The following is a 21,251-nucleotide window of genomic DNA, read 5'->3' on the forward strand; positions in this document are numbered from 1 at the left end:
GCGGCGCCGTCGCAGTACTCGCGTCCTCACCGCCATCGGAAGGTGCGCACGGCGAGGATGAGCAGCGGAACGGTCCATGCCACCATCACGATGATCGGGACCACTGTCATCGGTTGCCCGTACCACGCTGCCGTCAGAGACTGCGATGCGGCGCCGAGAGGTGTGAACCCCGAGATCAGGCGCAGCGCCTCCGGCATCGTGGGGCCGGGCGTCCAGACACCGGCGGTGAGCAGGCAGGCGAAGAAGATGAGCATGCCGATGCCGTTGGCACGCTGGGCGTTCGCAGCTCGGGCAGCGATGAGCGAACCCAGACTCAGCATCTGAACAGCGGCGAGCAAGAAGATCCCGACGACCAGGAGCACCGACCGCGGCGCCTGAGCGTTCAGCAGCAGCATGGCTGAGATGACAGCGATCGCGCCGCCGAGAAGCAGTGACAGACTGCTGATGACCACCTGCGCGATGAGGATCCGCTGAGGGCCGACCGGAGTCGTGGCGAGCCGCCTGAGAACACCCTTCTCCCGATAGCCGCCGATCGCGGACGGGAAGTTCGTGAGCGTCACGCTCCCGAGCGCGACCGTCAGGGCGATCGGGATGAACAGATCGATCGCGCGAAGATCCGCGAACGCGGGATCGTCTCCGCCGAAGGTCTCGTCGGTCCCGGGGATGACGAGGCCCTGCAGGAGCAGCAGCGCGGTGGGAAACAGCAAGGCCATGAAGACCGCTGTCGGATTGCGCGTCAGGAGAGTGGCTTCGCTTCGGATCAGTGCGGTGAGAGTGTTCATTGCTGGTCCTTTCAGGATGCAGTGGGATTCAAGATGCTGCGTGATGCAGCTTGTTGTCGTCGATGATCGCCAGATAGGCGTCTTCGAGGGTGGGGCGCGGCTCACCGGCCGGCCGCGGTAGGCGATCGATGAGCTCGGACGGCGTGCCGGTCGCGATGTCGCGACCGCGGTCTATGACCGTGAGTCGATCGCAGAGCGCCGCGGCCTCGTCCAGGAAGTGCGTGACGAGCACGATCGTCACGCCGCCGGCTCTGACCTTCCTGATCAGCTCCCAGATGTCACGTCGCCCCTGCGGGTCGAGCCCGGTCGTCAGCTCGTCGAGCACCGCGACGCGCGGGCCGCCGACGAGAGCGAGAGCGATCGAAAGCCGCTGCTTCTGCCCGCCCGACAGCGTACTGAACGCCCGGTTGCGGTGATCAGACAGACCGACTGTGTCCATCAACTCGTCGACGTCCGCGGGCTCGGGATAGAAGGAGGCGAACAGCCTCATCGCCTCACCGACGCGCATCGCATCGGGCAGCTCGCTCGCCTGGAGTTGGTAACCGACGATGCGCCGAAGTTCGACTGCATCGGTCACGGGGTCCAACCCGAGCACCCGGATGTGACCGCTGTCGGGACGGATCATTCCCGTGAGGCACTCAACCGTCGTCGTCTTCCCCGCACCGTTCGGGCCGAGGACCCCGAAGATCTCACCCTCCTCTATGCGGATGCTCACATCGTCGACGGCGCGGTGGCGATCGAACGTCTTGCGGATGCTGCGAAGCTCTATGGCGGACATGATGCCTTCTTTCGGGCAGGACGAAGCCCCGGAGGGTCTCCGGATCGAACGGGGGGTGTGGCGGAGCCGGCATGGTGCCGGCGGGCGAAAGCTAGTCGGTGACGACCGATGACGCGGGCACAGCGCTCTTGCGGAGGGCGAAGAGCCACCAGACGACCTGGATGACGACGATGACGATCGCGCCGGTGAGGACATCGGAGAGACTCAGAGTCGCCATGTCGTATCGCGTGGTGATCAGCAGGTATCCGATGACGACGGCGCCGAGGACGGCGACGAGCCGTGCGCACTGCGCGAGCGGGCCGCCCAGTGACGCACTCGGTCGGCCGGGGACGAGCAGCGTCCACACCAGCCCCGCAGCGATCAGCAGGACGATGCCTGCGCCGGTGCCCAGGATGTAACCGACGACACTGATGCCCACCCCGTTGCCGATGATCCAGAAGGCGAGCAGTACCAGCCCGACGAGGAGCGCAACGGTCGAGATCGCTGCACCGAGAACGGACCAGATCCTCGGCACCGGCCTCGAGGTGTCCTGTCGACGTCGGGGAACATACGCCCATGCTTCGCGTGCGAGGATGCGGGCGAGGTAGGTCGCTCCTACGCCGATGCCCACGGGGATCAGCACGGGGGTGATGTAGTTGTTGCTCACCGTCCACAGCACTGCCGCGAGGAGGAAGAGGACCGTCGGCGTCGACAACTGTGACAGCCACCAGGAGACGACGAACGGCTTGCGTGCCTCGACGAGGTCAAGAGGGTGCACGAGCAGCTGCTCCGCAGCATCCGGCAGGTCCACGGTCTCTTGGATGTTCTTCATGGCGCCCTCCAGGGGACTGTCTCGATGTACGGCGGCCGCAGGCCGCCTTTGGCGATGTCGTAGACCTTCTGACGCGAGACGCCGAGGGCCGAGGCGACGGCGACGGCGCTGAACTCGTCCATCAGCCCGTCGACCGCGAGAGAGCGGATCCCGGATGCGCGCCCGTTCAGGTGCGCTGACATGGCTCCGACCTCGGCCGCCAGCAGTGCCACTGCGAGGGCCCCGCCGAACGCGTCCCACCAGTCGGCGTCTCCCGACCGCGCTGCGGCGTAGAGGGCGTCTCCCCCGTCGGACAGCACGGCGTGCACATCGTCGGGTGTGAGGCCGCTCTCGATGAAGCGCGAGCGGACGATCTCGAGTTCCGACTGATCCGCGACTCGGTGTGCGAGCACGGTGTCCCAGCTGGCGGCGTCACGAGCGTCGACGCCCCTGCTGTCACCCCCGGGGTTACTTTCCATGCCCCCAGTGTTGCGCGCGTCGGTGAGGTTGTCAACCCGAGGGTGACAAATGGTCTCGACGATGCGAGATCATCGCTGCGGGGTCTAGGCGGCGAGGCCCATCGCGTCCATGCGACGCGCGTGCGCACCCATGAGTTCGGTGTAGACGGGTTCCACGCGGTCCTCGTCTTCAGCCAGCCGCTCCGGCCGAAGTGCTTGACGGGCCACGAGAACGGTGTCGCCGACGAGCCTGCGCGCCCACATCGACAGCAGCGAACGCCACTCGTCGTCGGACTCGATGGTGCGCTTGAGGATCTCGACGATCTCTCCGGTGTCGTCGTCTTCTCGGAGGATGTCCGCGATGCGGCGTCCCGTCTCGCCGTAGCTCGAGGCCAGTGCGAGATAGAAGTCGTCCAGCATTCCGGCCGTGATGTAGACAGCCAGCAGAGTCTCGCGCGGTCGAACGCCGATCGTCTTGCGACGGAAGGCGTCGAGATGCTCGCGGAACGGCAGCATCAGCTCCGTCGAGTCCTCTCCCAGCCCGCGGATGACATCGACGATGCCGCGGTGCTTGCTGAGGGCGGCGCCGGCCGCCCGTGTGATCGCGGCCTTCTCTTCGAGCTCTGGAGTCGCCCTGATCAGCCGGGTCAGCGTCTCGAAGTATCCGAGCTGCAGATAAGCGGCCTGGCCGAGGAACCGGTTCAGCTCTGGGGCGAGCTCGGCGAAGTCGACCCGCATCGCTCCGCCGACATCTCCACGAGTGCGGAGTGTGAGCGTGCGCCTGGGGGCATCACGTTGCCAGAACCACTTCACCACGGATTCAGACTACCCGCGCCGCCGCCCGGAACACGGGTCTTCCGGCCGTTTCGCTCTGCTCGGGTAGGCTGAAGGGGTCCTGCCATTGGAGCAGGGCCCCGCGCCTGTGGCACAAGAGACGGCGTGGATCCGTTACGTGGCGCTCTCTTCCTTCCCGAAGGCCCGCCGGACAGGCAACATAACAAGTGACAACTTTCGCTGATCTCGGTGTCGATCAGGACATCGTGGACGCAATCGCAGCCAAGGGCATCGTCGATGCCTTCCCGATTCAGGAGCAGACCATCCCCCTCGGCCTTCCCGGCCAGGACATCATCGGCCAGGCGAAGACGGGCACGGGCAAGACCTTCGGTTTCGGTGTCCCCGTCGTCCAGCGCCTGGGCAAGAACCCGGAACCCGGCGTCAAGGCGCTCATCGTCGTCCCGACGCGCGAGCTGGCGGTGCAGGTGTACGAGGACATCGACCTGCTCACCAGCAATCGGTCCACGAGCGTCGTCGCGATCTACGGCGGCAAGGCGTACGAGGGGCAGATCGACCAGCTGAAGGCGGGCGCCCAGATCGTCGTCGGCACGCCGGGCCGCCTGATCGACCTCGCCGGCCAGCGTCTGCTCGATCTGTCGAACGCGACCGAGGTCGTGCTCGATGAGGCAGACAAGATGCTCGACCTCGGCTTCCTCGCCGACATCGAGAAGATCTTCCAGAAGGTTCCCGCAGTCCGGCACACGCAGCTGTTCTCGGCGACCATGCCTGGGCCGATCGTTGCACTGGCCCGTCGGTTCATGTCGAACCCGATCCACATCCGCGCCAACGACCCTGATGAGGGGCTGACGCAGGCGAACATCAAGCACCTGGTGTACCGCGCGCACTCGCTCGACAAGGACGAGGTGATCGCCCGTATCCTCCAGGCCGAAGGCCGCGGCAAGACCGTGATCTTCACCCGCACCAAGCGCGCCGCGCAGCGCCTGGTCGACGAACTCGGCGACCGCGGCTTCAACGTCGGCGGCGTGCACGGCGACATGGGCCAGGAGCAGCGCGAGCGTTCGATGGCGGCGTTCAAGGCGGGCAAGCGCGACGTGCTCGTCGCCACCGACGTCGCCGCGCGAGGCATCGACGTCGACGACGTCACGCACGTGATCAACCACACGATCCCTGACGAGGACAAGACGTACCTGCACCGCGCGGGCCGCACCGGCCGCGCGGGCAAGACGGGTATCGCAGTCACGTTCGTGGACTGGGAGGACCTGCACAAGTGGGCCCTCATCAACCGCGCTCTCGAATTCGGTCAGCCCGAGCCGGTCGAGACGTACTCGTCGAGCCCGCACCTGTTCGAGGATCTGAACATCCCCGAGGGCACCAAGGGTCGCCTGACGACGGCCCCCAAGACGCAGTCGGTCAAGACTCAGCGCGCGCCGCGTCCAGAGCGTGCGGCGGATGTCGCCGCGGAGCAGGGCTCTGGAGAGGGCTCGACACGTCGCCGCCGTCGCCGCCGCGGCGGTTCGGACGACAAGGTGGGTTCGACGTTCGCCGAGGGCGCCGCGTCGGGCACCGCTTCATCATCGGATGCCGCTCCCGCAGTGGACCGCGACGCCGAAGGCGCGGGCACGCACGACGGCAAGGGCGGCGAGCACCACGACGGCAAGTCCGCTCCGCAGCGTCGGCGTCGCCGTCGCCGCTCGGGTGGCGCCGCGCCGGCAGGCGCGTAAGTTCTTTCGACTGTGGGGCGGATGCTGCGGCATCCGCCCCACAGTCGTCTCCGGTCAGTACGTCAGGCGTAGCTCGGGTCGGATCCGGTCGCGCGTTCGATGATGCGAGCGACCATCGCGTCGGAGGTGGTGTTCTCACCCGGCAGGTTCGGCTTGCCCGCACCGTGGTAGTCGCTGGAGCCGGTCACGATGAGATCGTGCTTCGCGGCCAGTTTCCGCAGGATCTTCTTACCCTGTTCGGTGTTCTCACGGTGATCGATCTCGAAGCCGCCGAGACCCGCATCGACGAGTCGCTCGATGAAGGGGATCGGCATCATCCGATCACGCCCGGTGGTCACCGGGTGCGCGATCACGGCCACTCCCCCTGCGCCGGTGATCAGGTTCACTGCGCTGAGTGGATCGGGGGCGTAGTGCGGCTCGTAATACCCCTCCCGAGGATGCAGGATGCCGTCGAACGCCGCGCTGCGATCGCGGACGATGCCGCGTGCGACGAGAGCATCCGCGATGTGCGGGCGTCCGACAGTGGCATCGCCGACGGTCTGCGCGACCACGTCATCCCACACGAGGTCGTAGTCGCGGCCGATGTTGCGCACGATGCGCTCGGCCCGGCCGATGCGGTCGTCCCGGATCCGATCGGTCTCGGCCCGCAGAGCACTGTCATCCGGGTCGAACAGATATCCGAGGACGTGCACACTGCGCCACTCGTACTTCGCCGACAGCTCCATGCCAGGGAGGAAGGTCATGCCGAGGGATGCCGATGCCTCGGCCGCCTCGTTCCACCCGGTGCTGCGGTCATGGTCCGTGAGGGCGAGGGTGCGGACGCCGTGACCGTGAGCCTGTCGGACCACCTCTGCAGGGGACTCGGTGCCGTCCGAGTGGTTGGAGTGCAGGTGCAGGTCGTTGGGTCCAGAGAACCTGTGCGCACCGGTGCCCTGCACCGAGTCATCCGTCATCCTCTGAGCGTATCGCGGCGCCATGGTGCGGGCCGGTGCCGCGGCGAACAGGTGCGACGCGCGGGCGTGCGAACCAGACGTTTCACAGCGTGCGGTCATAGGCTCGAAGAGATGTTTCGACTCCTGGGGATCCTGCTGACGGTGCTGTTCGCGATCGCGACGGCGATCATGCTGTGGCCGCAGTTCTTCCATCTCGAACAGACCTTCCCGTTCGCGCAGCTCGTCGCCGTCCGCGGCGCGGTTCTGGCCGGCCTCCTCGCGATCGCAGTGATCTCCCTGCTCCTGCTGTTCGCCAGGCCCCTGCGGGGATTCGCCGCCTCGATCCTCATCGTCGCCCTGCTGGGAGCAGCGGCGACCGGCGGGATCGGCGTCCTTCGGGGCTTCGGCACCGGCGAGCTTCCGCAGAAGACCGAAGACAGCGTTCGGGTGCTCACCTGGAACACCGCAGGTGAGGCCGTCTCCGCGGAGACCATCGCCGACGCGATCCTGTCGCAGGAGGTCGACGTCGTCACCCTGCCGGAGACCGCCGAATCGGTCGGTGAGCGCATCGCGGTCATGCTGCGCGAGCAGGGGCATCCGATGTGGGTGCACCACGTGCAGTTCGGTGATGTCGCCAATGGACCACAGGCGTGGGAGACCACGATCCTCATCTCTCCTGAACTGGGCGACTATTCGGTGATCGGATCCTCGACCGACGGCACGAGCAACACGAGCTCCGTGCCGAGCGCCGTCGTGATGCCGGTGAACGGTTCCGGGCCGACGATCGTCGCCGTGCACGCGGTCGCGCCGCGCGTGGAGGCGATGCAGCGCTGGCAGTCCGACCTGCAGTGGATCGCCGATCAGTGCCCCGCGGGCGATTTCATCCTCGCCGGTGACTTCAACGCGACGATCGACCACATGGCCTCGCTCGGAGTGAACGGCGGCGACATGGGCTACTGCCGTGACGCAGCCATCCGCACCGGAACCGGCTTCACCGGTACATGGCCGGAGTCGTTCCCCGAGTTGCTCGGCGCGCCGATCGACCACGTGATGGCCAGCCAGAACTGGGATCCGACGGGGTCGCTCGTGCTGGATGCGGCGGGCAGTGACCACCGCGCGCTCGTCGTGCAGCTCGAGCCGACCGGCTGACGCCGGCGACTCTCGTTCGCCCGCGCAACCCCGGAGAAACGTCCTGAAACCGCCCGCGGCGGAGTCGATCGAACCGGATCCGCCGAGAATCTCCGGAGTTATGCGGCCCGCCGTCGCCGCATCCGACGTGCAAGCGCCACCACCGCGCGCCATCCGATCAGGAAGAGCGCGAGCGTCAGCGTCGCGACGATCATGAACGCGAGTGCGGTGCCCTGCCCGCTCAGCGCGCGAAGCGACAAGCCGACCACGACGGTGACAGCCCAGATGACCGCGCCAGGCAGCATCCGATCGGCGGGAGTGCGGCGGATCAGCATCACGGCGTGTGCGACGAGGAGCGCGACCAGGAACGGCCACGTCGTGTTGAGGAGCCCGGGAATGTCGCTCAGCACTCCCTCGGCATGACTGAGTCGACCGATCGTGCAGAACACCGACACCAGGATCACGTCGATGATGACGACGAGGGCGACGGGGATGCGGGTGTCAGTCATGTTCCCCAGCCTAGGTCGGAGTGAGAGACTGGGTGAATGAGCACCGGAGAGAGCGACACGATCGCCGAGACCCCCGTCACGAACCGCAAGCAGCCCTTCCCCCGTGGATTCCTCGACACGATCTCCACCGGCTGGGCCGAGCGAACCGAGTCGATGCCTGCCGCCCGCCCGCAAGCGGCGTATGCGGCCGCGCGGCGCGCGAAGGTCTCCGAATCGTTCCCTGGCAAGCGCCTCGTGATCGAGGCCGGATCGCTCAAGCAGCGCAGCAACGACACCGACTACCCGTTCCGTGCGCATTCGGCGTTCGCGCACCTCACCGGGTGGGCCGCTGACGCCGAGCCGGATTCCGTGCTCGTCTTCGAACCGACGGATGCCGGGCACGATGTCACCCTGTACTTCCGTGAGCGCGCGGATCGCACCACCACCGAGTTCTATGCCGATGCCACGGTCGGCGAGTTCTGGATCGGCCCTCGACCGTCGCTGGCCGGCGTCGCCGCCGATCTGGCTGTCGCGACCGACCATCTCGCCGCTTTCGAAGCAGGCGAAGACGACATCGCTCTGGGCGACGCCGACCTCGACCGCGTCGTCTCCGAGCTGCGTCTCGTGAAGGACGAGTACGAGATCGCCGAGATGCGCCTGGCGGTGGACATCACCGCCCGCGGGTTCGACGACATCATCCACGCACTGCCCGAGGCCGCGAAGCATGCTCGCGGCGAGCGGGTGGTCGAGGGCGTGTTCCATCGTCGCGCACGCGAGGACGGCAACGGGGAGGGATACGACACGATCTCGGCATCCGGACCGCACGCCTGCTACCTGCACTGGACACGCAACGACGGTGCCGTCGTCCCTGGTGACCTGATCCTCGTGGATGCCGGGGTCGAAGCCGACAGCCTCTACACCGCCGACATCACACGCACGCTGCCGGTGAACGGACGCTTCAGCGACGTGCAGCGGAAGGTCTACGAGACGGTGCTCGACGCTGCGGACGCGGCGTTCGCGGTGGCCCGTCCCGGCGTGAAGTTCCGCGAAGTGCACGAGGCCGCGATGAAGGTCATCGCGACGCGCGTCGCGGAATGGGGCGTTCTGCCGGTCAGCGCAGAGGAGGCGCTCGATGCGGATACCGGTGGCCAGCACCGTCGCTACATGGTGCACGGCACCTCGCATCATCTCGGGATCGATGTGCACGACTGTGCGCAGGCACGTCGCGAGATGTACTACGACGGTGTGCTCGAGGCGGGGATGGTCTTCACGATCGAACCCGGACTGTACTTCCAGATCGACGACCTCACTGTGCCGGAGGAACTGCGCGGCATCGGTGTGCGCATCGAGGACGACATCCTCCTGACCGAGGATGGTGCGGTGAACCTTTCGGCGGACATCCCGCGCACAGCGGATGATGTCGAGGCGTGGATCGCGCGGGTGCAGAAGGGCTGATGCCTCCCCGCTGGACGCTGTCTCGACTGCTCCGTGCGGGTGCCGCGGTGTACCTGGTGCTCGCGGTGTGGGCGGAAGTCGCGCACTGGCGATCGAGCTACAGGATGCTGGGTACGCAGACGGATGCGGGCGGAGCCGAGGCCGTCGTGGTGCTCGGCTTCCGCAACCGCGGCTCGAGGGCGAACATGATCAATCGCTACCGTGTGCGTGCCGGCATCCGGTCGTTGTCGCGAACCAGAGACAGCGTTCTCGTCCTGAGTGGCGGCTCGGTTGCGGGTGTTGAGCCGGAGGCTGCGCTGATGGAGACCTATGCTCGCGAGTCGCTGGGATTCCGTGGCCGCATCGTGCTGGAGCCAGACAGCCGCTCGACCTGGCAGAACATCGAGAACTCGCTTCCACTCATCGAGCACGCCGACAGGATCAAGATCATCTCCAACTCACCGCATGCGGAAGTGGCGCGCGAGTACCTGTGGATTCAGCGCCCTGATCTGGCGGAGCGGCTGGTCAGGGGCGACGAGCACCGGTTCGGCGAGATCGTGCCGGTCAAGATCGCCGCGACGCTGCGGGCTGTGCTGTACCGCTGGACATCACGGATCGCACAACCTCAGTAGCGCGCAGAGAACCCGCCGTCGGCGTGCAGAAGCTGGCCGGACACCCAACGACCCTCGTCCGAGAGCAGAAACGACACGACAGCCGCGATGTCGTGCGGGGTGCCGATGCGTCCGAGCGGATGTGCAGGTATCAGCTCAGCCTCGAACCCCTCCTCCATCCATCCGGTGTCGATCGGACCGGGATTCAGGACGTTCGCCGAGATTCCGAGCGGCCCGAGTTCGCGTGCCGCCGAGATCACGATGCGGTCCAGCGCCCCTTTCGACGCGCCATAGGGAAGGTTGCCCGTGGTGTGATCACTCGTGAGCGCGACCACCGCGCCGCCGCCGGCGGGAATCTGCCGCGCGAACGCCGCGATGAGCAGCAGGCTCGCACGCGCGTTCACCGCGACGTGAGCATCGAAGCTCTCGGCTGTCGTGTCCAGGATGCCGGAGTTCACATCGTGGGCATGGCTGAGCACGAGCGCGCTGATCGGGCCGCGATCGCGGGTGACATCGTCGATCAGTTGTTCCGGCCCTGCGTGGGTGGAGAGGTCGCACGGGAAGTCGGCGACGGAAAGATCGCTCGTCGCCACCTCCCACCCATCGGAGACCAGGCGCGGGATGATTCCTGAGGCGATGCTGTTGGCACGAGCGGCGCCGGTGACGAGCACAAGGGACATCACGCCATGCTACGAGACCTCAGACCGTGGCGAACTCCACGACCACCGGGGCCAGCGACGCGCCCACGACCTCGGGCGCGCGCTTGTTGCCCTTCACCTCGAACGAATGCCCGCCGCCGTCGATCCAATGCACACGAGCGTCGGCGCACGTGTCGACGACCTGCTCGAACTGCGACAGCGGCTGGATGAACGGATCGTTCGAACCCTCGATGAACAACTGAGGGACCGCGATCGACGGCAGGTGCTCACTGCGCGGCTTCTCGGGCCTTCCAGGCGGATGCAGCGGATATCCGAGGTAGATCAGCCCATCCACACTCATTCCCTCAGCGACCGCCATCGACGCCATCCGCCCGCCGTACGACTTGCCTGCTGCCCACACAGCGGTGCCGGGAACGAGCGAGCGCGCATGGGTCACCGCCGCCCGCCACGTCGCGATCGCATGCGCGGCAGGCCCCGGCATCCGCCTGCCCTGCTCTCGATAGGGGAAGTTGAAGCGCAACGTCGAGAAACCGGACGAATTCAACGCATCAGTGAACCCGGTCAGGAAGGGATGCTCCATCCCTGCACCTGCGCCATGTGCGACGACGACTGTTCCGCCCGCTGCTTCGACCCACTGCGCCGAGACGGTCGCGGTGCCGTTCGGCAGCTCGACGTCGAAGTTCACGACCGGATGTAAGGGATGGCGAACGGCACCCGCAGGACCTTGCCGCTGGACGCTTTCACCGTGCCGATGATGACCAGCACCACGTGAAGGATCGACACAGCGAAGTACAGCGTGATCGGGATGCCGAGCGGGAAGAACCCCGTCATGCCGTCGTTGCCGGCGAACGTGACGAGCACGATGATGTGGACGAGCAGCAGCGCGATCGACACCGTCAGATATGTCAGCGCCCAGTTCGCCGCCGAACGCGCGTTCTGCCGCGCGATCTCGCCCTTGCGAGAGACGGAGCCATAGACGGATGCCATCACCACTCCGGACACGATCCCGCTCAGGAACGGGATGCTGATGAAGATCAGGAAGCCGAGAGCCCACGAGAGCGTGCCCGTCGAGGGCTTGGGGGGCGGATAACCATAGGCCCCAGGAGCACCGTACTGCGGAGCACCGTGCTGGGGAGCGGCGGGCGGGCCGTACTGCGGGGCGACCGGATACGGCTGCGCCGGAGCGCCATGCGGAGGCTGTGCTGGAACACCTTGCGCTGGGGGCGCTGCGTACGCCGGCAGCGGCGGAACCGCGTAGGGCGGCTGGGCAGGAGCACCGTAGGGGGCGCCATACGGCGGCGGCACGGGCGCTCCGTATGCGGGCTGATCCGGCGTAGGCGCATCAGCCCGCTGCTGCGGATCGGTGTTCGGTGCGTCAGGTGTGCTCATGTCTGCTCCCTCCCTGCGGCCGATGCCGCGACGACGCTCAGGCCTTGTCGTCCCTGTTCTCGTCGGTCTCGCCGTCCGCGGGTTCCGTTTCTGCGTGCTCCGTCTGCGGTGCTTCCTGCACGGAGTCGGCTGGAGCCGAAGCATCCACCCGCTCGCCGTACCGCGGCGCGGAATCAGCTGACGATGACGCGACGGGCGAGGGGTCCGCCGGACGAGGAGGAATCACGTGCTCGCCGATGCGCTCGCCCTCTGACTCGTCGCCAGGCGCGGTCGCATCCGACCCCGGTGCGACGCGCTCACCGTACCTGGGTGGCTCATCGAGGTTCGTCGGAGGACGGACGACGGTCGTGCGCTGATCGCCGACGACTTCGCGCGCCTTCGCCAGTGATGCGGGCAGCACCGTCACTTCATAATGATCTGCCGCGAGCTGGGTGACGCTCGCGAAATCGCGGCGACGACGCACGATCGCGTAGGTGATGAGACTCATGATCATCCCGAGCGCTACACCGATGAACACGAAGCCGACGAAGAGCTGGATGGGCGCGTCGGGGTTGCCGATCACCAGGATCGCCGACAGCAGAAGCCCGATGAGCACGCCGTTCACTGCACCGGAGCGGGCGGCCGCGGCGTATCCGAGCCTGCCGGTGATCCGCTCGATCGTGCGCACGCCCTGCCCGACGATCGCGATGTCCCGTGCAGGAACCTCACCGGAGATCAGCTTCGACACCGTCTTCTGGGCGGCCTCGTAGTCGCGGACGGACGCGACGGGCTCCCCCACGGCTGTACCGGCGGCTGGACGGCTAAACATGCTCATCTGCCCATTGTTCCACGCGAGGCCCTCACAAGCCCGCGATCAGCGGGCCGGAGACTACTCTGGAAGCGTGAGCACTCAACGGGTTTTCGTCGCGCGCCTGGCCGGGTGCGCCGTCTTCGACCCCGTGGGCGACCGGCTCGGCAAGGTCCGAGATGTCGTCATCGTCTACCGAAGTACCGGCTCTCCTCGCGTGATCGGCCTCGTGGTCGAGATTCCGGGCCGGCGACACGTGTTCATGTCCATCGGAAGGGTCACGTCGATCCGCTCAGGGCAGGTTCTCACCACCGGTCTCATCAACGTGCGTCGCTTCCAACCGCGACCCGGCGAGGTGCGGGTGCTCGCCGAGCTTCTCGGTCGCCGCGTCGAGTTCACCGACGGCAGCGGCAAAGCGGTCATCGAAGATGTCGCCATCGAGCCGAACCGCTTGGGCGAATGGAGCGTCAGCCAGCTTTTCCTCCGCAAGCCGAAGACCAGCGCCTCGCCGTTCGCCAAGGGGCCGACGACGTTCGCGGCGTGGAACGAAGTCGCCGAGAAGCGCGCTCCTGGAGAGTCGCAATCCGCTGAGCAGCTCGTCGCGTCGTATTCGGAACTGCACGCCGCCGACCTGGCGACGACCCTGCTCGATCTGCCGCAGCAGCGCATGATCGAGGTCGCCGGCGAGCTCTCGGACGACCGTCTCGCCGATGCGCTCGAAGAGATGCCAGAGGACGAGCAGGTGCACATCCTCGATGGTCTCGGTGACGAGCGCGCCGCCGACATCCTCGATCAGATGGAGCCGGACGACGCCGCCGACCTCCTTGCGCAGCTCCCGAAGACGCGCCTTGAGCAGCTGCTCGGACTCATGGAGCCGGAAGAAGCCGAAGACGTACGCACGCTGCTGCGTTATGGCCCCGACACCGCCGGCGGTCTGATGACGACCGAGCCCATCATCCTGTCAGCGGACGCGACGGTTGCCGAGGCACTCGCCCTGATCCGCCGACATGAGCTGCACCCGGCGCTGGCCGCGGCGGTGTTCGTCACCCTCCCGCCGTTCGAGACTCCGACCGGTCGGCTGCTGGGGGTCGTGCACTTCCAGCGGATGCTGCGCTACCCGCCGCACGAGCGTCTCGGTGCGATCGTCGATGAGACGATGGAGCCGATCTCGGTGACGGCGTCCGCCATCGACACGGCCCGCCTGCTGGCCAGTTACGACCTCGTATCGCTGCCCGTCGTGGACGCCGCGAGTCGCCTCGTCGGGGTGGTGAGCATCGATGACGTGCTCGACTACCTGCTGCCCGACGACTGGCGTACCCAGGATGCCGATGCCGTACCTGAGGGAGGTGCGCGATGATGGCAAAGGCCGACCGATCCGCGCTCGATGCCCCGCTCGGACGTGGATCGACGCGACAGCGCCCCACGTCTCGCGATCGATTCGGTCGGTTCACCGAGTGGGTCGCCCGGGCGATGGGAACCCCCGCGTTCCTGCTGATGCTCACGCTGTTCTGCGTCGCCTGGATCCTCTGGAACACGCTGGCCCCCGACCACCTGAGATTCGATGCGGCCGCGCTCGGATTCACTGCCCTCACGCTCATGCTCTCGTTGCAGGCGTCGTATGCCGCGCCCCTGATCCTGCTCGCGCAGAACCGACAGGACGACCGTGACAGGGTTCAGATCGAGCAGGACCGTCAGCGCGCCGAGCGCAACCTCGCCGACACGGAGTACCTCGCCCGCGAGATCGTCGCGCTGCGCATGGCCCTGGAAGAGCGCAACGCGCAGGCCGTGACGCGCGACGTGCTGCGGCAGGAGCTCAAGTCGATGCTGGCCGATCTCGACGAAGAGCGCCACGACGACGAGACCCGAGATGGCGGGAACGGCGCTGACGCGACCGGGCCGTCCAGGCCGCGGACATGACCCTCGAAGACCGTGTGCGTCAGGCCGTCGGCGCCGTATCGGATCCTGAACTGCGCCGCCCGATCGGCGACCTCGACATGTTGCGCGAGATCACCGTCGTCGGCGAGCACGCGAACGTCGGCATCGCACTGACGATCGTCGGATGCCCGGCCTCAGACCGCATAGAGAGCGACGTGCGGCGCGCCGCGGCATCCGTCGCCGGCATCTCAGAGGTGACCGTCGATCTCGGAGTGATGACGCCGACCGAGCGCAAGGCGCTCACGGAGAAGCTGCGTGACGGCCGCCCGGCGCGGCAGATGCCGTTCGGCCCGGAGTCGCTGACCCGCGTCATCCTCGTCTCCAGCGGCAAGGGCGGCGTCGGCAAATCGACCGTCACCGCGAATCTCGCGGTCGCGATGGCAGAACAGGGCCTCGCTGTCGGTCTGGTCGACGCCGACGTTCACGGGTTCTCGATCCCTGGGCTGCTCGGCATCCCGGCAGGAACCCAGCCGACCCGCATCGATGATCTGATGCTGCCACCGGTCGCGCACGGCGTGAAGACGATATCGATAGGTATGTTCCTACGAGACGGAGAGGCTGTCGTGGCCTGGCGGGGGCCGATGCTGCATCGCACCGTGCAGCAATTCCTCACCGACGTGTTCTTCGGCGATCTCGACGTGCTGCTCATCGACATGCCGCCGGGGACGGGCGACATCGCGATCTCGATCGGCCAGATCCTCCCCCACGCAGAAGTCCTCGTCGTCACGACACCGCAGGCAGCGGCCTCCGACGTCGCGATCCGCAGCGGTCTCGTCGCGAGGCAGACCGGTCAGCGCGTGATCGGCGTGATCGAGAACATGGCCGCTTTCACCCTTCCCGACGGCACTGTCGTCGACCTGTTCGGATCGGGTGGAGGCGCGGAGGTCGCGGCCGCTCTCTCGCAGGCCTCAGCTGGGGCAGAGGCGGGTGTCGATGTGCCTCTGCTCGCCTCGATTCCGCTCAGTCCTGCGCTGCGCACAGGTGGCGACAGCGGCTTGCCCGTCGTTCTCGGCGAGCCGGAGGATGCCGCAGCGCGGGCCATCCGAGCGCTGGCCGACGCACTCGCCCATCAGGGCCGCGGACTCGCGGGCAGGTCGCTGCCCATGTCGCTCCCGTGAAGAGACGTCGCTGTCGTGAAAGACTCGTGAGGTGACCAGCGACTCCGCTCCCCGCTCGATGCTCGTCGACCCGGAGCTCCTCCGTGGCATGACCGGCGACGCGACGATCTACTCGTTGACCCGCCCACTCGCGCTCGTCGCGTACACGGCGCTGCTCGCCGCGTTCGTGCTCAACGCGATCGTGCTCTCGATCGTCAGCGGAGTGGACGAAGAGCAGGCGACGACGCTGACCTGGACGCTCGTGGCGATCGCGGCGTTCGCCGTCGCGTCGATCGTGTTCACGCGTGCCCAGGTGCGGCGGGCCATCACGACGGCGATGCCGTCCGGTTCCTCGGTGGGCGTGAGCCTCGGTGACGAGACGATCAAGCTGTTCGCGAAGAACGGCGTCTCCGATATGGCCTACTCCACGTTCCGTGCCGTCCGTGTCGGGCGCCATGCGGCGATCCTGCAGCTTCGCGGCGCATCGATCGTCACGGCTGTCCCGCGCGCGCTGCTGAGCGATGCGGACATCGCCCTGCTCAAGCAGAAGATCTGAGTCAGGTCGCTTCGAGGTCGAACGGCGGCGGCGTGGTGCTCGTGAACTCCGGGCGCACCAGCGGCGAGCGTGGTGGGTCCAGTACGGGGGCCGCTGCGCTGGGGGCCGCGGCCGCAGTGCCGCCCGTCGCGGCGGCAGAAGCGGTCGTGCTCGCCGTCGGCGCATCGTCCATCAGAGCGTCGCGGATGATCCTGCGGGGGTCGTACTGACGCGGATCGAGCTTGCGCCAGTCGACGTCGTCGATCTCGGGGCCGATCTCATCGCGCATTCTGCTCTTGGTGTCGCGCAGGTACTCGCCCGCCTTACGGACGAACCCCGCGAACGTCTCGGCGGCCTTCGGCAGGCGCTCAGGACCGATGATGACCGCTGCGATCACACCGATGAGCAGCAGCTTCTCGAAGGTGAGCCCGAAATCCATGTACACAGGCTACCCGCCGCGCCTGCCTCGGTCTGACACGGCATGCGAATACTCTGAGGGAAGCAGCAATCCATGGGAGCAAGGTCATGAGCGAGAACGACGCGAACGCACGCTACATCCGCGAGGCCATCATCGAGCCCGCGCCCATCGCGCGCGCACGAACCCACGCGATCGAGCTGGGCGCGGCGCCGGTCAGTCCAGCCGTCGGCGCGCAGCTGGCCGTGCTCGCTGCAGCGTCCAACGCCCGTTCCATCGTCGAGATCGGCACCGGCGCAGGCGTTTCCGGACTCTGGCTGCTGCGCGGTGCCCCGCAGGCCGTGCTCACCTCGATCGACAACGAGCCGGAGCACCTCGCCGCTGCACGCCGCAGCTTCAACGAGGCCAAGATCGCGCCCACCAAGGCACGGTTCATCACCGGTCGCGCGGCCGATGTCCTGCCGCGGATGAACGAGGCCTCATACGACATCGTCCTGGTCGATGCCGATGCGGAGAACGTCATCGAGTACGTCGAACACGGACTGCGGCTCGCCCGCACCGGCGGTATCGTGCTCGTGCCGCGGGTGCTGGCCGGTGGCAAGGCCGCCGACCCCGTACAGCGTGACGCGGTCACCAGTGCCTACCGATCCCTCGTGCAGGAGACTCAGGAGTCGCCCGCTGTACTCGCGGCGATCTCCACGGCCGGCGAAGGGCTGCTGCAGCTCGTCAGCATCCATAGGGACTGACGACCTGACACATGACGAAGGGGCGGCGGATCGATGATCCGCCGCCCCTTCGAAGTGAAAACGTAAGTCAGCTCACAACGCCGGCCAGCACGTCGTGAAGCTCCTTCGCTTCGGCATCGTTCACGGAGACGACCAGACGGCCGCCACCTTCGAGGGGAACGCGCACGATGATGAGTCGTCCCTCCTTCACGGCCTCCATGGGTCCGTCTCCGGTCCTCGGCTTCATCGCTGCCATCGTGGCTCCTTTTCCCTCGGTGGTATGCATCAAGTTTATCGGTATGCTTCCGCCTCGGTGCGCACCGCGGAAGAATACGTCATGAACGCCAGGTCACGGCACCTGCCAGTACGTGTTCCCGAGCGCGTACATGTGATAGATCCACGCCCACTGACCGAGAAGGCAGCACGTCAGCACACCGATGCGGTAGAGCCTCGACCTCGGCACAGCGACGGCACCCCACAGCGGAGTGAGAGGCATCAGCAGCCGGAACGTGCTCGACTGGGGGAAGAAGACCGCGAGCAGATAGAGCAGGTAGCTCGCACTCCACAGTCGGATGTCGACTCCCACCTTGCGCACCTGGGGCGCGAGCAGCAGTGCGGCGGTGCCTCCGCTCACGAGCAGAAGAAGTGCGACCAACCCCCACCATCCCGGCATCCCCCACTGGGCGAACCAGAACTGCGCGGCCTGCCACCAGCCGTCGAACGGTATGAACCCTCCGCCGTCGATCCCCCAGTTGCGACGCCAGCTGAGCTCGGTCGCGAGGTACGCGCCGGGGTCCCCCGTCGCTATGCCTGCGATCGCCTGCCACGCGAAACCGGTCACGGTCGCCAGTGCGCCGAGAGCGATGATGTGGGCGACCTCACGTGCGGGCAGCGGATCGGTACGTCGCCGCACCCATCTGAAGATGCCGTAGAGCCCGAGATACAGCGCGAAGGCGAGAACGCCCGGCCGGGTGAACGCCATGAGTGCGATGACGGGATAGAGCCAGACAAAACGGCGTCGTGCGACGAGGTCGAGGGCGATCATCAGCAGCAGCACGAAGAGCACCTCGGCGTAGCCGACCTGGAACAGCGCCGCCAGCGGCCCCCACGCGAAGAACGTCACCGCCCACAGCGCTGCCGAGTTTCCGATGCGCACATGCAGCAGCTTGTAGAGCATCGTGCACGCGAAGAAACCGGCGACGAGAGAGATCAGCAACGCGCCAGCCCCCCATGACCCGAACGGAATGCCGATCACCTGCGCCGCGTATGCGTAGATCGGCATGAACGCCCAGGCATTCTCGGCGACCTGACCGGATTCCGTCAGCGGGAGCACCGAGGGGTACCCTTCCCACGCGACCAGCCAGTACCACTGCGCGTCCCAGCCGAGAATGAAGCTGCCGACAGTGGCGTCAGCGCCGAAGCGCGAGCCTGCGCCGGAGAGTTCTGCCGCCAGAGCCAGGAACCCGGTGGTGACGAGTCGGCCGAGGACGTAGATCACCGCGATCCGCGCGACGATCGGGATTCGCGCCCACCGTCGCGCGGCGATGATCAGGGCGCGGTGAGCCACGCCCGCAGCCCGTGCTCCACCGCGTCGATCTGCGCGAGCGGCACCCGCTCCTCGTCGTGGTGGGCGAGGTGGGGATCGCCAGGTCCGTAGTTGACGGCGGGGATGCCGAGAGCTGAGAACCGCGCGACGTCAGTCCAGCCGTACTTCGGGCGAGGTTCAGCGCCGATTGCGGCGACGAACTGCTGCGCGATCGGCGCATCAAGACCGGGCCTCGCGCCGTCTGCAGCATCGGTGATCTCCACCTCGAAGCCCTCGAGCACCCCGCGCACGTGCGCCTCCGCATCCGCCGAGGTCTTGTTCGGCGCGAACCGGTAGTTGATCTCCACCTCGCAGAGGTCGGGGATCACATTGCCCGCGACGCCGCCGGCGATGCGAACGGCACTGAGGCTCTCACGATAGGCGAGGCCTTCCACGGCGACCTCCTTGGCGCGATACTCGGAGAGTCGAGAGAGGATGGGGGCGACGCGGTGGATCGCGTTCTCTCCGATCCACGCTCGCGCGCTGTGTGCGCGGACGCCACGAGTCCTCACGATCGCGCGGAGGGTGCCGTTGCACCCGCCCTCGACCTGGCCGTTGGACGGTTCACCGAGGATCGCGAAATCGGCTGTGAAGAGATCGGGACGATCGGCGGCGAGCAGGTTCAGCCCGTTGAGGGACGCCGCGACCTCCTCGTTGTCGTACCACATCCAGGTGATGTCGACCACGGGAGCGGTGAGCTCCGCGGCGAGCTTGAGCTGGACGGCGACGCCGCCCTTCATGTCCACAGTGCCCCGGCCCCAGAGGTGTCGCTCGCCGTCGATGTCGACGTCGCGCGTCGGCAGGTTGTCGTTGATCGGCACTGTGTCGATGTGCCCTGCGATCACGACACGCTGACTGCGTCCGAGGTTCGTGCGGGCGACGATCGTGTTGCCGTGCCTGATCACCTCGAGGTGTTCGAGAGGTGCGATGGATGCTTCGATCACATCGGCGAGAGTCACCTCGTCGCCGGACACGCTCGGGATGTCGCAGATTGCACGGGTGAGATCTACGGAGGACGCGGTCAGATCGAGCAGCATGTCCTCCAGCGTAGTCTTCGCGCCGATCTGCTTTCGGAAGTTCGGTAGCGTTGATGCCATGAGCAACGAGCGCACGGTATGGGGTGTCGGCCTGTCCACGATCGCGGGAGACGGCACGGTTCTGGATGCCTGGTTCCCCGAGGTCTCCACCGGTGAGATCGATGCCGCGGAGGCCGCAGCCGCCGCCGCGACCTGGGGAGCGCTGGCCGACGCCGATGACAGGCGGAACGTGCGCATCGAACTCGTCCAGCTGCAGATCGATCTGGATGCTGCTCCGACCTCCACTGCGGATGCGTACCTCCGCCTCCACGCTCTGTCGCACCTCGTCGTGCGCCCGAACGACCTGAACCTGGACGGCATCTTCGCGCATCTGCCGAACGTCGCATGGACCACCGCAGGACCGATGCTCCCTGCCGATGCGGCGCGGCTGCGTCCGCTGCTGCAGCGCCACAGCATCCAGGTGCAGGGCCTGGACAAGTTCCCGCGCCTGACCGACTACGTCCAGCCGGCAGGAGTCCGGATCGCTGATGCGTCCCGCGTGCGCCTCGGAGCACACCTCTCCCCCGGAACCACCGTGATGCACGAGGGCTTCGTGAACTTCAACGCCGGCACTCTGGGCGCATCCATGGTGGAAGGGCGCATCTCCCAGGGCGTCGTGGTCGGCGAGGGCAGCGACATCGGCGGCGGCGCATCGATCATGGGCACACTCTCGGGAGGCGGCACCGTGCGCGTCTCGATCGGCGAACGCACCCTTCTCGGCGCGAACGCGGGCCTCGGCATCGCCCTCGGCGACGACTGCATCCTCGAAGCCGGCGTCTATCTGACGGCCGGATCCAAGGTGGTCCTGGTCGATGGGCCGAACACGGCCGACGGCGGCAAGCGGATAGTGAAGGCGTCTGAGCTCTCCGGCAAGGACGGGCTGCTGTTCTGGCGCAACTCGGTCACCGGCGCCATCGAGGCGAAGCAGCGCGCCGGAGTGGGCGTGACCCTGAATGAGGCACTGCACGCCTGATCCGACGCGCCCGACGTGGGTGCGTTCAGCTTGAGACATGCAACCCCTGGTAGGGTTGAACAGTTGTCCAGATCGATTTGAGACAACTGCGTCGTCGTCACGGGGTCTACCCAGACCGTAGCGAGCTCAACAGCTCCTCCACCAGTTGGCGTTTCGAA

At 67.1% G+C, this 21,251-nt stretch carries 25 protein-coding genes; 10 read left to right on the forward strand and 15 right to left on the reverse strand.

The genetic code is table 11. The annotated features are described in order from the left end of the window. Positions 1–26: 26 nt before the first annotated feature. From ACP7AR_RS06915 to ACP7AR_RS06935, 5 genes are all read right to left on the reverse strand, one after another. A complete protein-coding gene (locus tag ACP7AR_RS06915; RefSeq protein WP_426184074.1) occupies positions 27–782 on the reverse strand; it encodes an ABC transporter permease in 756 nt (251 codons plus the stop codon). Between the two features lie 28 nt (positions 783–810). After that, on the reverse strand, positions 811–1,560 hold the full coding sequence (locus tag ACP7AR_RS06920; protein WP_426184076.1) for an ABC transporter ATP-binding protein: 750 nt from the start codon (positions 1,558–1,560) through the stop codon (positions 811–813). Positions 1,561–1,651: 91 nt separating this feature from the next. Next, a complete protein-coding gene (locus ACP7AR_RS06925) occupies positions 1,652–2,371 on the reverse strand; it encodes a hypothetical protein (protein ID WP_426184078.1) in 720 nt (239 codons plus the stop codon). Beyond that, a complete protein-coding gene (locus ACP7AR_RS06930) occupies positions 2,368–2,829 on the reverse strand; it encodes a hypothetical protein (protein ID WP_426184080.1) in 462 nt (153 codons plus the stop codon). The genes ACP7AR_RS06925 and ACP7AR_RS06930 overlap by 4 nt, the downstream gene beginning before the upstream one ends. 84 nt (positions 2,830–2,913) lie before the next feature. Then, positions 2,914–3,624: a ferritin-like fold-containing protein gene (locus ACP7AR_RS06935; protein WP_426184082.1), complete on the reverse strand. Its 711-nt coding sequence runs from the start codon at positions 3,622–3,624 to the stop codon at positions 2,914–2,916. Positions 3,625–3,809: 185 nt separating this feature from the next. Between ACP7AR_RS06935 and ACP7AR_RS06940 the strand changes: the two genes are divergently transcribed. Then, positions 3,810–5,324, forward strand: coding sequence for a DEAD/DEAH box helicase (locus ACP7AR_RS06940; RefSeq protein WP_426184084.1), 1,515 nt, complete (start codon positions 3,810–3,812; stop codon positions 5,322–5,324). A gap of 62 nt (positions 5,325–5,386) precedes the next feature. Here the strand turns inward: ACP7AR_RS06940 and ACP7AR_RS06945 are convergent, their stop codons facing one another. Further along, positions 5,387–6,277, reverse strand: coding sequence for a PHP domain-containing protein (locus ACP7AR_RS06945; protein WP_426184086.1), 891 nt, complete (start codon positions 6,275–6,277; stop codon positions 5,387–5,389). Between the two features lie 111 nt (positions 6,278–6,388). Here ACP7AR_RS06945 and ACP7AR_RS06950 point away from each other — a divergent pair, with 111 nt between their 5' ends. Further along, complete coding sequence (locus ACP7AR_RS06950; RefSeq protein ID WP_426184088.1) at positions 6,389–7,405, forward strand: endonuclease/exonuclease/phosphatase family protein; 1,017 nt, start codon at positions 6,389–6,391, stop codon at positions 7,403–7,405. 98 nt (positions 7,406–7,503) lie between these two features. Here the strand turns inward: ACP7AR_RS06950 and ACP7AR_RS06955 are convergent, their stop codons facing one another. Beyond that, positions 7,504–7,893 (reverse strand): DUF3054 domain-containing protein, encoded by a 390-nt coding sequence (locus tag ACP7AR_RS06955; protein WP_426184090.1) that lies wholly within the window; start codon positions 7,891–7,893, stop codon positions 7,504–7,506. Between the two features lie 36 nt (positions 7,894–7,929). On the opposite strand from ACP7AR_RS06955, the gene ACP7AR_RS06960 reads away from it, so the two are divergent. Next, positions 7,930–9,327, forward strand: a complete 1,398-nt coding sequence (locus tag ACP7AR_RS06960; RefSeq protein ID WP_426184092.1) for an aminopeptidase P family protein — start codon at positions 7,930–7,932, stop codon at positions 9,325–9,327. Further along, positions 9,327–9,938, forward strand: a complete 612-nt coding sequence (locus ACP7AR_RS06965) for a YdcF family protein (RefSeq protein WP_426184094.1) — start codon at positions 9,327–9,329, stop codon at positions 9,936–9,938. Before ACP7AR_RS06960 ends, ACP7AR_RS06965 begins: the two co-directional genes overlap by 1 nt. On the opposite strand, the gene ACP7AR_RS06970 is transcribed toward ACP7AR_RS06965, so the two are convergent. The 4 genes from ACP7AR_RS06970 to ACP7AR_RS06985 are packed head-to-tail and all read right to left on the reverse strand — an operon-like array spanning position 9,932 to position 12,779. Beyond that, positions 9,932–10,597: an SDR family oxidoreductase gene (locus ACP7AR_RS06970; protein WP_426184095.1), complete on the reverse strand. Its 666-nt coding sequence runs from the start codon at positions 10,595–10,597 to the stop codon at positions 9,932–9,934. The two genes, ACP7AR_RS06965 and ACP7AR_RS06970, sit on opposite strands and share 7 nt — an antisense overlap. 19 nt (positions 10,598–10,616) lie before the next feature. Beyond that, the gene (locus ACP7AR_RS06975) at positions 10,617–11,261 is read right to left on the reverse strand and encodes an alpha/beta family hydrolase (RefSeq protein WP_426184097.1); all 645 of its coding nucleotides are present in this window, start codon (positions 11,259–11,261) and stop codon (positions 10,617–10,619) included. Further along, positions 11,258–11,965, reverse strand: coding sequence for a DUF4870 domain-containing protein (locus ACP7AR_RS06980; protein ID WP_426184099.1), 708 nt, complete (start codon positions 11,963–11,965; stop codon positions 11,258–11,260). Before ACP7AR_RS06980 ends, ACP7AR_RS06975 begins: the two co-directional genes overlap by 4 nt. Before the next feature lie 37 nt (positions 11,966–12,002). Then, positions 12,003–12,779, reverse strand: a complete 777-nt coding sequence (locus ACP7AR_RS06985) for a general stress protein (RefSeq protein WP_426184101.1) — start codon at positions 12,777–12,779, stop codon at positions 12,003–12,005. Between the two features lie 67 nt (positions 12,780–12,846). Here ACP7AR_RS06985 and ACP7AR_RS06990 point away from each other — a divergent pair, with 67 nt between their 5' ends. From ACP7AR_RS06990 to ACP7AR_RS07005, 4 genes are read left to right on the forward strand one after another with little or no spacing between them, the layout of a single operon-like run. After that, positions 12,847–14,109 (forward strand): magnesium transporter MgtE N-terminal domain-containing protein, encoded by a 1,263-nt coding sequence (locus ACP7AR_RS06990; protein ID WP_426184103.1) that lies wholly within the window; start codon positions 12,847–12,849, stop codon positions 14,107–14,109. Further along, positions 14,109–14,669 (forward strand): DUF1003 domain-containing protein, encoded by a 561-nt coding sequence (locus ACP7AR_RS06995; RefSeq protein WP_426184105.1) that lies wholly within the window; start codon positions 14,109–14,111, stop codon positions 14,667–14,669. The genes ACP7AR_RS06990 and ACP7AR_RS06995 overlap by 1 nt, the downstream gene beginning before the upstream one ends. Continuing rightward, positions 14,666–15,805 carry an Mrp/NBP35 family ATP-binding protein gene (locus ACP7AR_RS07000; protein ID WP_426184107.1) on the forward strand — a complete coding sequence of 380 codons (1,140 nt, stop codon included), beginning with the start codon at positions 14,666–14,668 and terminating at the stop codon, positions 15,803–15,805. Before ACP7AR_RS06995 ends, ACP7AR_RS07000 begins: the two co-directional genes overlap by 4 nt. Positions 15,806–15,836: 31 nt before the next feature. Beyond that, positions 15,837–16,340, forward strand: a complete 504-nt coding sequence (locus tag ACP7AR_RS07005; protein ID WP_426184109.1) for a YcxB family protein — start codon at positions 15,837–15,839, stop codon at positions 16,338–16,340. A gap of 1 nt (position 16,341) precedes the next feature. Here ACP7AR_RS07005 and ACP7AR_RS07010 read toward each other — a convergent pair whose 3' ends face one another. Beyond that, positions 16,342–16,758 carry a Sec-independent protein translocase TatB gene (locus tag ACP7AR_RS07010; RefSeq protein WP_426184111.1) on the reverse strand — a complete coding sequence of 139 codons (417 nt, stop codon included), beginning with the start codon at positions 16,756–16,758 and terminating at the stop codon, positions 16,342–16,344. Positions 16,759–16,844: 86 nt separating this feature from the next. On the opposite strand from ACP7AR_RS07010, the gene ACP7AR_RS07015 reads away from it, so the two are divergent. After that, positions 16,845–17,480, forward strand: a complete 636-nt coding sequence (locus ACP7AR_RS07015; RefSeq protein ID WP_426184113.1) for an O-methyltransferase — start codon at positions 16,845–16,847, stop codon at positions 17,478–17,480. A 67-nt stretch (positions 17,481–17,547) separates the two neighbouring features. Here the strand turns inward: ACP7AR_RS07015 and ACP7AR_RS07020 are convergent, their stop codons facing one another. The 3 genes from ACP7AR_RS07020 to dapE all read right to left on the reverse strand — a co-directional run bounded on the left by ACP7AR_RS07020 (position 17,548) and on the right by dapE (position 20,081). Then, entirely contained in the window at positions 17,548–17,715 is a 168-nt protein-coding gene (locus tag ACP7AR_RS07020; protein ID WP_084595462.1) for a DUF3117 domain-containing protein, read from the reverse strand. Positions 17,716–17,808: 93 nt separating this feature from the next. Continuing rightward, a complete protein-coding gene (locus tag ACP7AR_RS07025) occupies positions 17,809–19,026 on the reverse strand; it encodes a hypothetical protein (RefSeq protein WP_426184115.1) in 1,218 nt (405 codons plus the stop codon). Next, a complete protein-coding gene (gene dapE, locus ACP7AR_RS07030) occupies positions 19,008–20,081 on the reverse strand; it encodes a succinyl-diaminopimelate desuccinylase (protein ID WP_426187672.1) in 1,074 nt (357 codons plus the stop codon). Before dapE ends, ACP7AR_RS07025 begins: the two co-directional genes overlap by 19 nt. A gap of 58 nt (positions 20,082–20,139) precedes the next feature. Here dapE and dapD point away from each other — a divergent pair, with 58 nt between their 5' ends. After that, on the forward strand, positions 20,140–21,093 hold the full coding sequence (gene dapD / locus ACP7AR_RS07035; RefSeq protein WP_426184117.1) for a 2,3,4,5-tetrahydropyridine-2,6-dicarboxylate N-succinyltransferase: 954 nt from the start codon (positions 20,140–20,142) through the stop codon (positions 21,091–21,093). Positions 21,094–21,251 lie beyond the last annotated feature (158 nt).

It is taken from the genome of Microbacterium sp. TWP3-1-2b2 (assembly GCF_049896145.1).
Taxonomy (GTDB): Bacteria; Actinomycetota; Actinomycetes; order Actinomycetales; family Microbacteriaceae; genus Microbacterium.

What these genes read in the sequence shown, in the direction of transcription:
- ACP7AR_RS06915 (WP_426184074.1), bottom strand. Translation starts at nt 782, where the DNA reads ATGAACACTCTCACCGCACTGATCCGAAGCGAAGCCACTCTCCTGACG.
- ACP7AR_RS06920 (WP_426184076.1), bottom strand. Translation starts at nt 1,560, where the DNA reads ATGTCCGCCATAGAGCTTCGCAGCATCCGCAAGACGTTCGATCGCCAC.
- ACP7AR_RS06925 (WP_426184078.1), bottom strand. Translation starts at nt 2,371, where the DNA reads ATGAAGAACATCCAAGAGACCGTGGACCTGCCGGATGCTGCGGAGCAG.
- ACP7AR_RS06930 (WP_426184080.1), bottom strand. Translation starts at nt 2,829, where the DNA reads ATGGAAAGTAACCCCGGGGGTGACAGCAGGGGCGTCGACGCTCGTGAC.
- ACP7AR_RS06945 (WP_426184086.1), bottom strand. Translation starts at nt 6,277, where the DNA reads ATGACGGATGACTCGGTGCAGGGCACCGGTGCGCACAGGTTCTCTGGA.
- ACP7AR_RS06950 (WP_426184088.1), top strand. Translation starts at nt 6,389, where the DNA reads ATGTTTCGACTCCTGGGGATCCTGCTGACGGTGCTGTTCGCGATCGCG.
- ACP7AR_RS06955 (WP_426184090.1), bottom strand. Translation starts at nt 7,893, where the DNA reads ATGACTGACACCCGCATCCCCGTCGCCCTCGTCGTCATCATCGACGTG.
- ACP7AR_RS06960 (WP_426184092.1), top strand. Translation starts at nt 7,930, where the DNA reads ATGAGCACCGGAGAGAGCGACACGATCGCCGAGACCCCCGTCACGAAC.
- ACP7AR_RS06965 (WP_426184094.1), top strand. Translation starts at nt 9,327, where the DNA reads ATGCCTCCCCGCTGGACGCTGTCTCGACTGCTCCGTGCGGGTGCCGCG.
- ACP7AR_RS06970 (WP_426184095.1), bottom strand. Translation starts at nt 10,597, where the DNA reads ATGTCCCTTGTGCTCGTCACCGGCGCCGCTCGTGCCAACAGCATCGCC.
- ACP7AR_RS06980 (WP_426184099.1), bottom strand. Translation starts at nt 11,965, where the DNA reads ATGAGCACACCTGACGCACCGAACACCGATCCGCAGCAGCGGGCTGAT.
- ACP7AR_RS06985 (WP_426184101.1), bottom strand. Translation starts at nt 12,779, where the DNA reads ATGAGCATGTTTAGCCGTCCAGCCGCCGGTACAGCCGTGGGGGAGCCC.
- ACP7AR_RS06995 (WP_426184105.1), top strand. Translation starts at nt 14,109, where the DNA reads ATGGCAAAGGCCGACCGATCCGCGCTCGATGCCCCGCTCGGACGTGGA.
- ACP7AR_RS07000 (WP_426184107.1), top strand. Translation starts at nt 14,666, where the DNA reads ATGACCCTCGAAGACCGTGTGCGTCAGGCCGTCGGCGCCGTATCGGAT.
- ACP7AR_RS07010 (WP_426184111.1), bottom strand. Translation starts at nt 16,758, where the DNA reads ATGGATTTCGGGCTCACCTTCGAGAAGCTGCTGCTCATCGGTGTGATC.
- ACP7AR_RS07015 (WP_426184113.1), top strand. Translation starts at nt 16,845, where the DNA reads ATGAGCGAGAACGACGCGAACGCACGCTACATCCGCGAGGCCATCATC.
- ACP7AR_RS07020 (WP_084595462.1), bottom strand. Translation starts at nt 17,715, where the DNA reads ATGGCAGCGATGAAGCCGAGGACCGGAGACGGACCCATGGAGGCCGTG.
- dapE (WP_426187672.1), bottom strand. Translation starts at nt 20,081, where the DNA reads ATGCTGCTCGATCTGACCGCGTCCTCCGTAGATCTCACCCGTGCAATC.
- dapD (WP_426184117.1), top strand. Translation starts at nt 20,140, where the DNA reads ATGAGCAACGAGCGCACGGTATGGGGTGTCGGCCTGTCCACGATCGCG.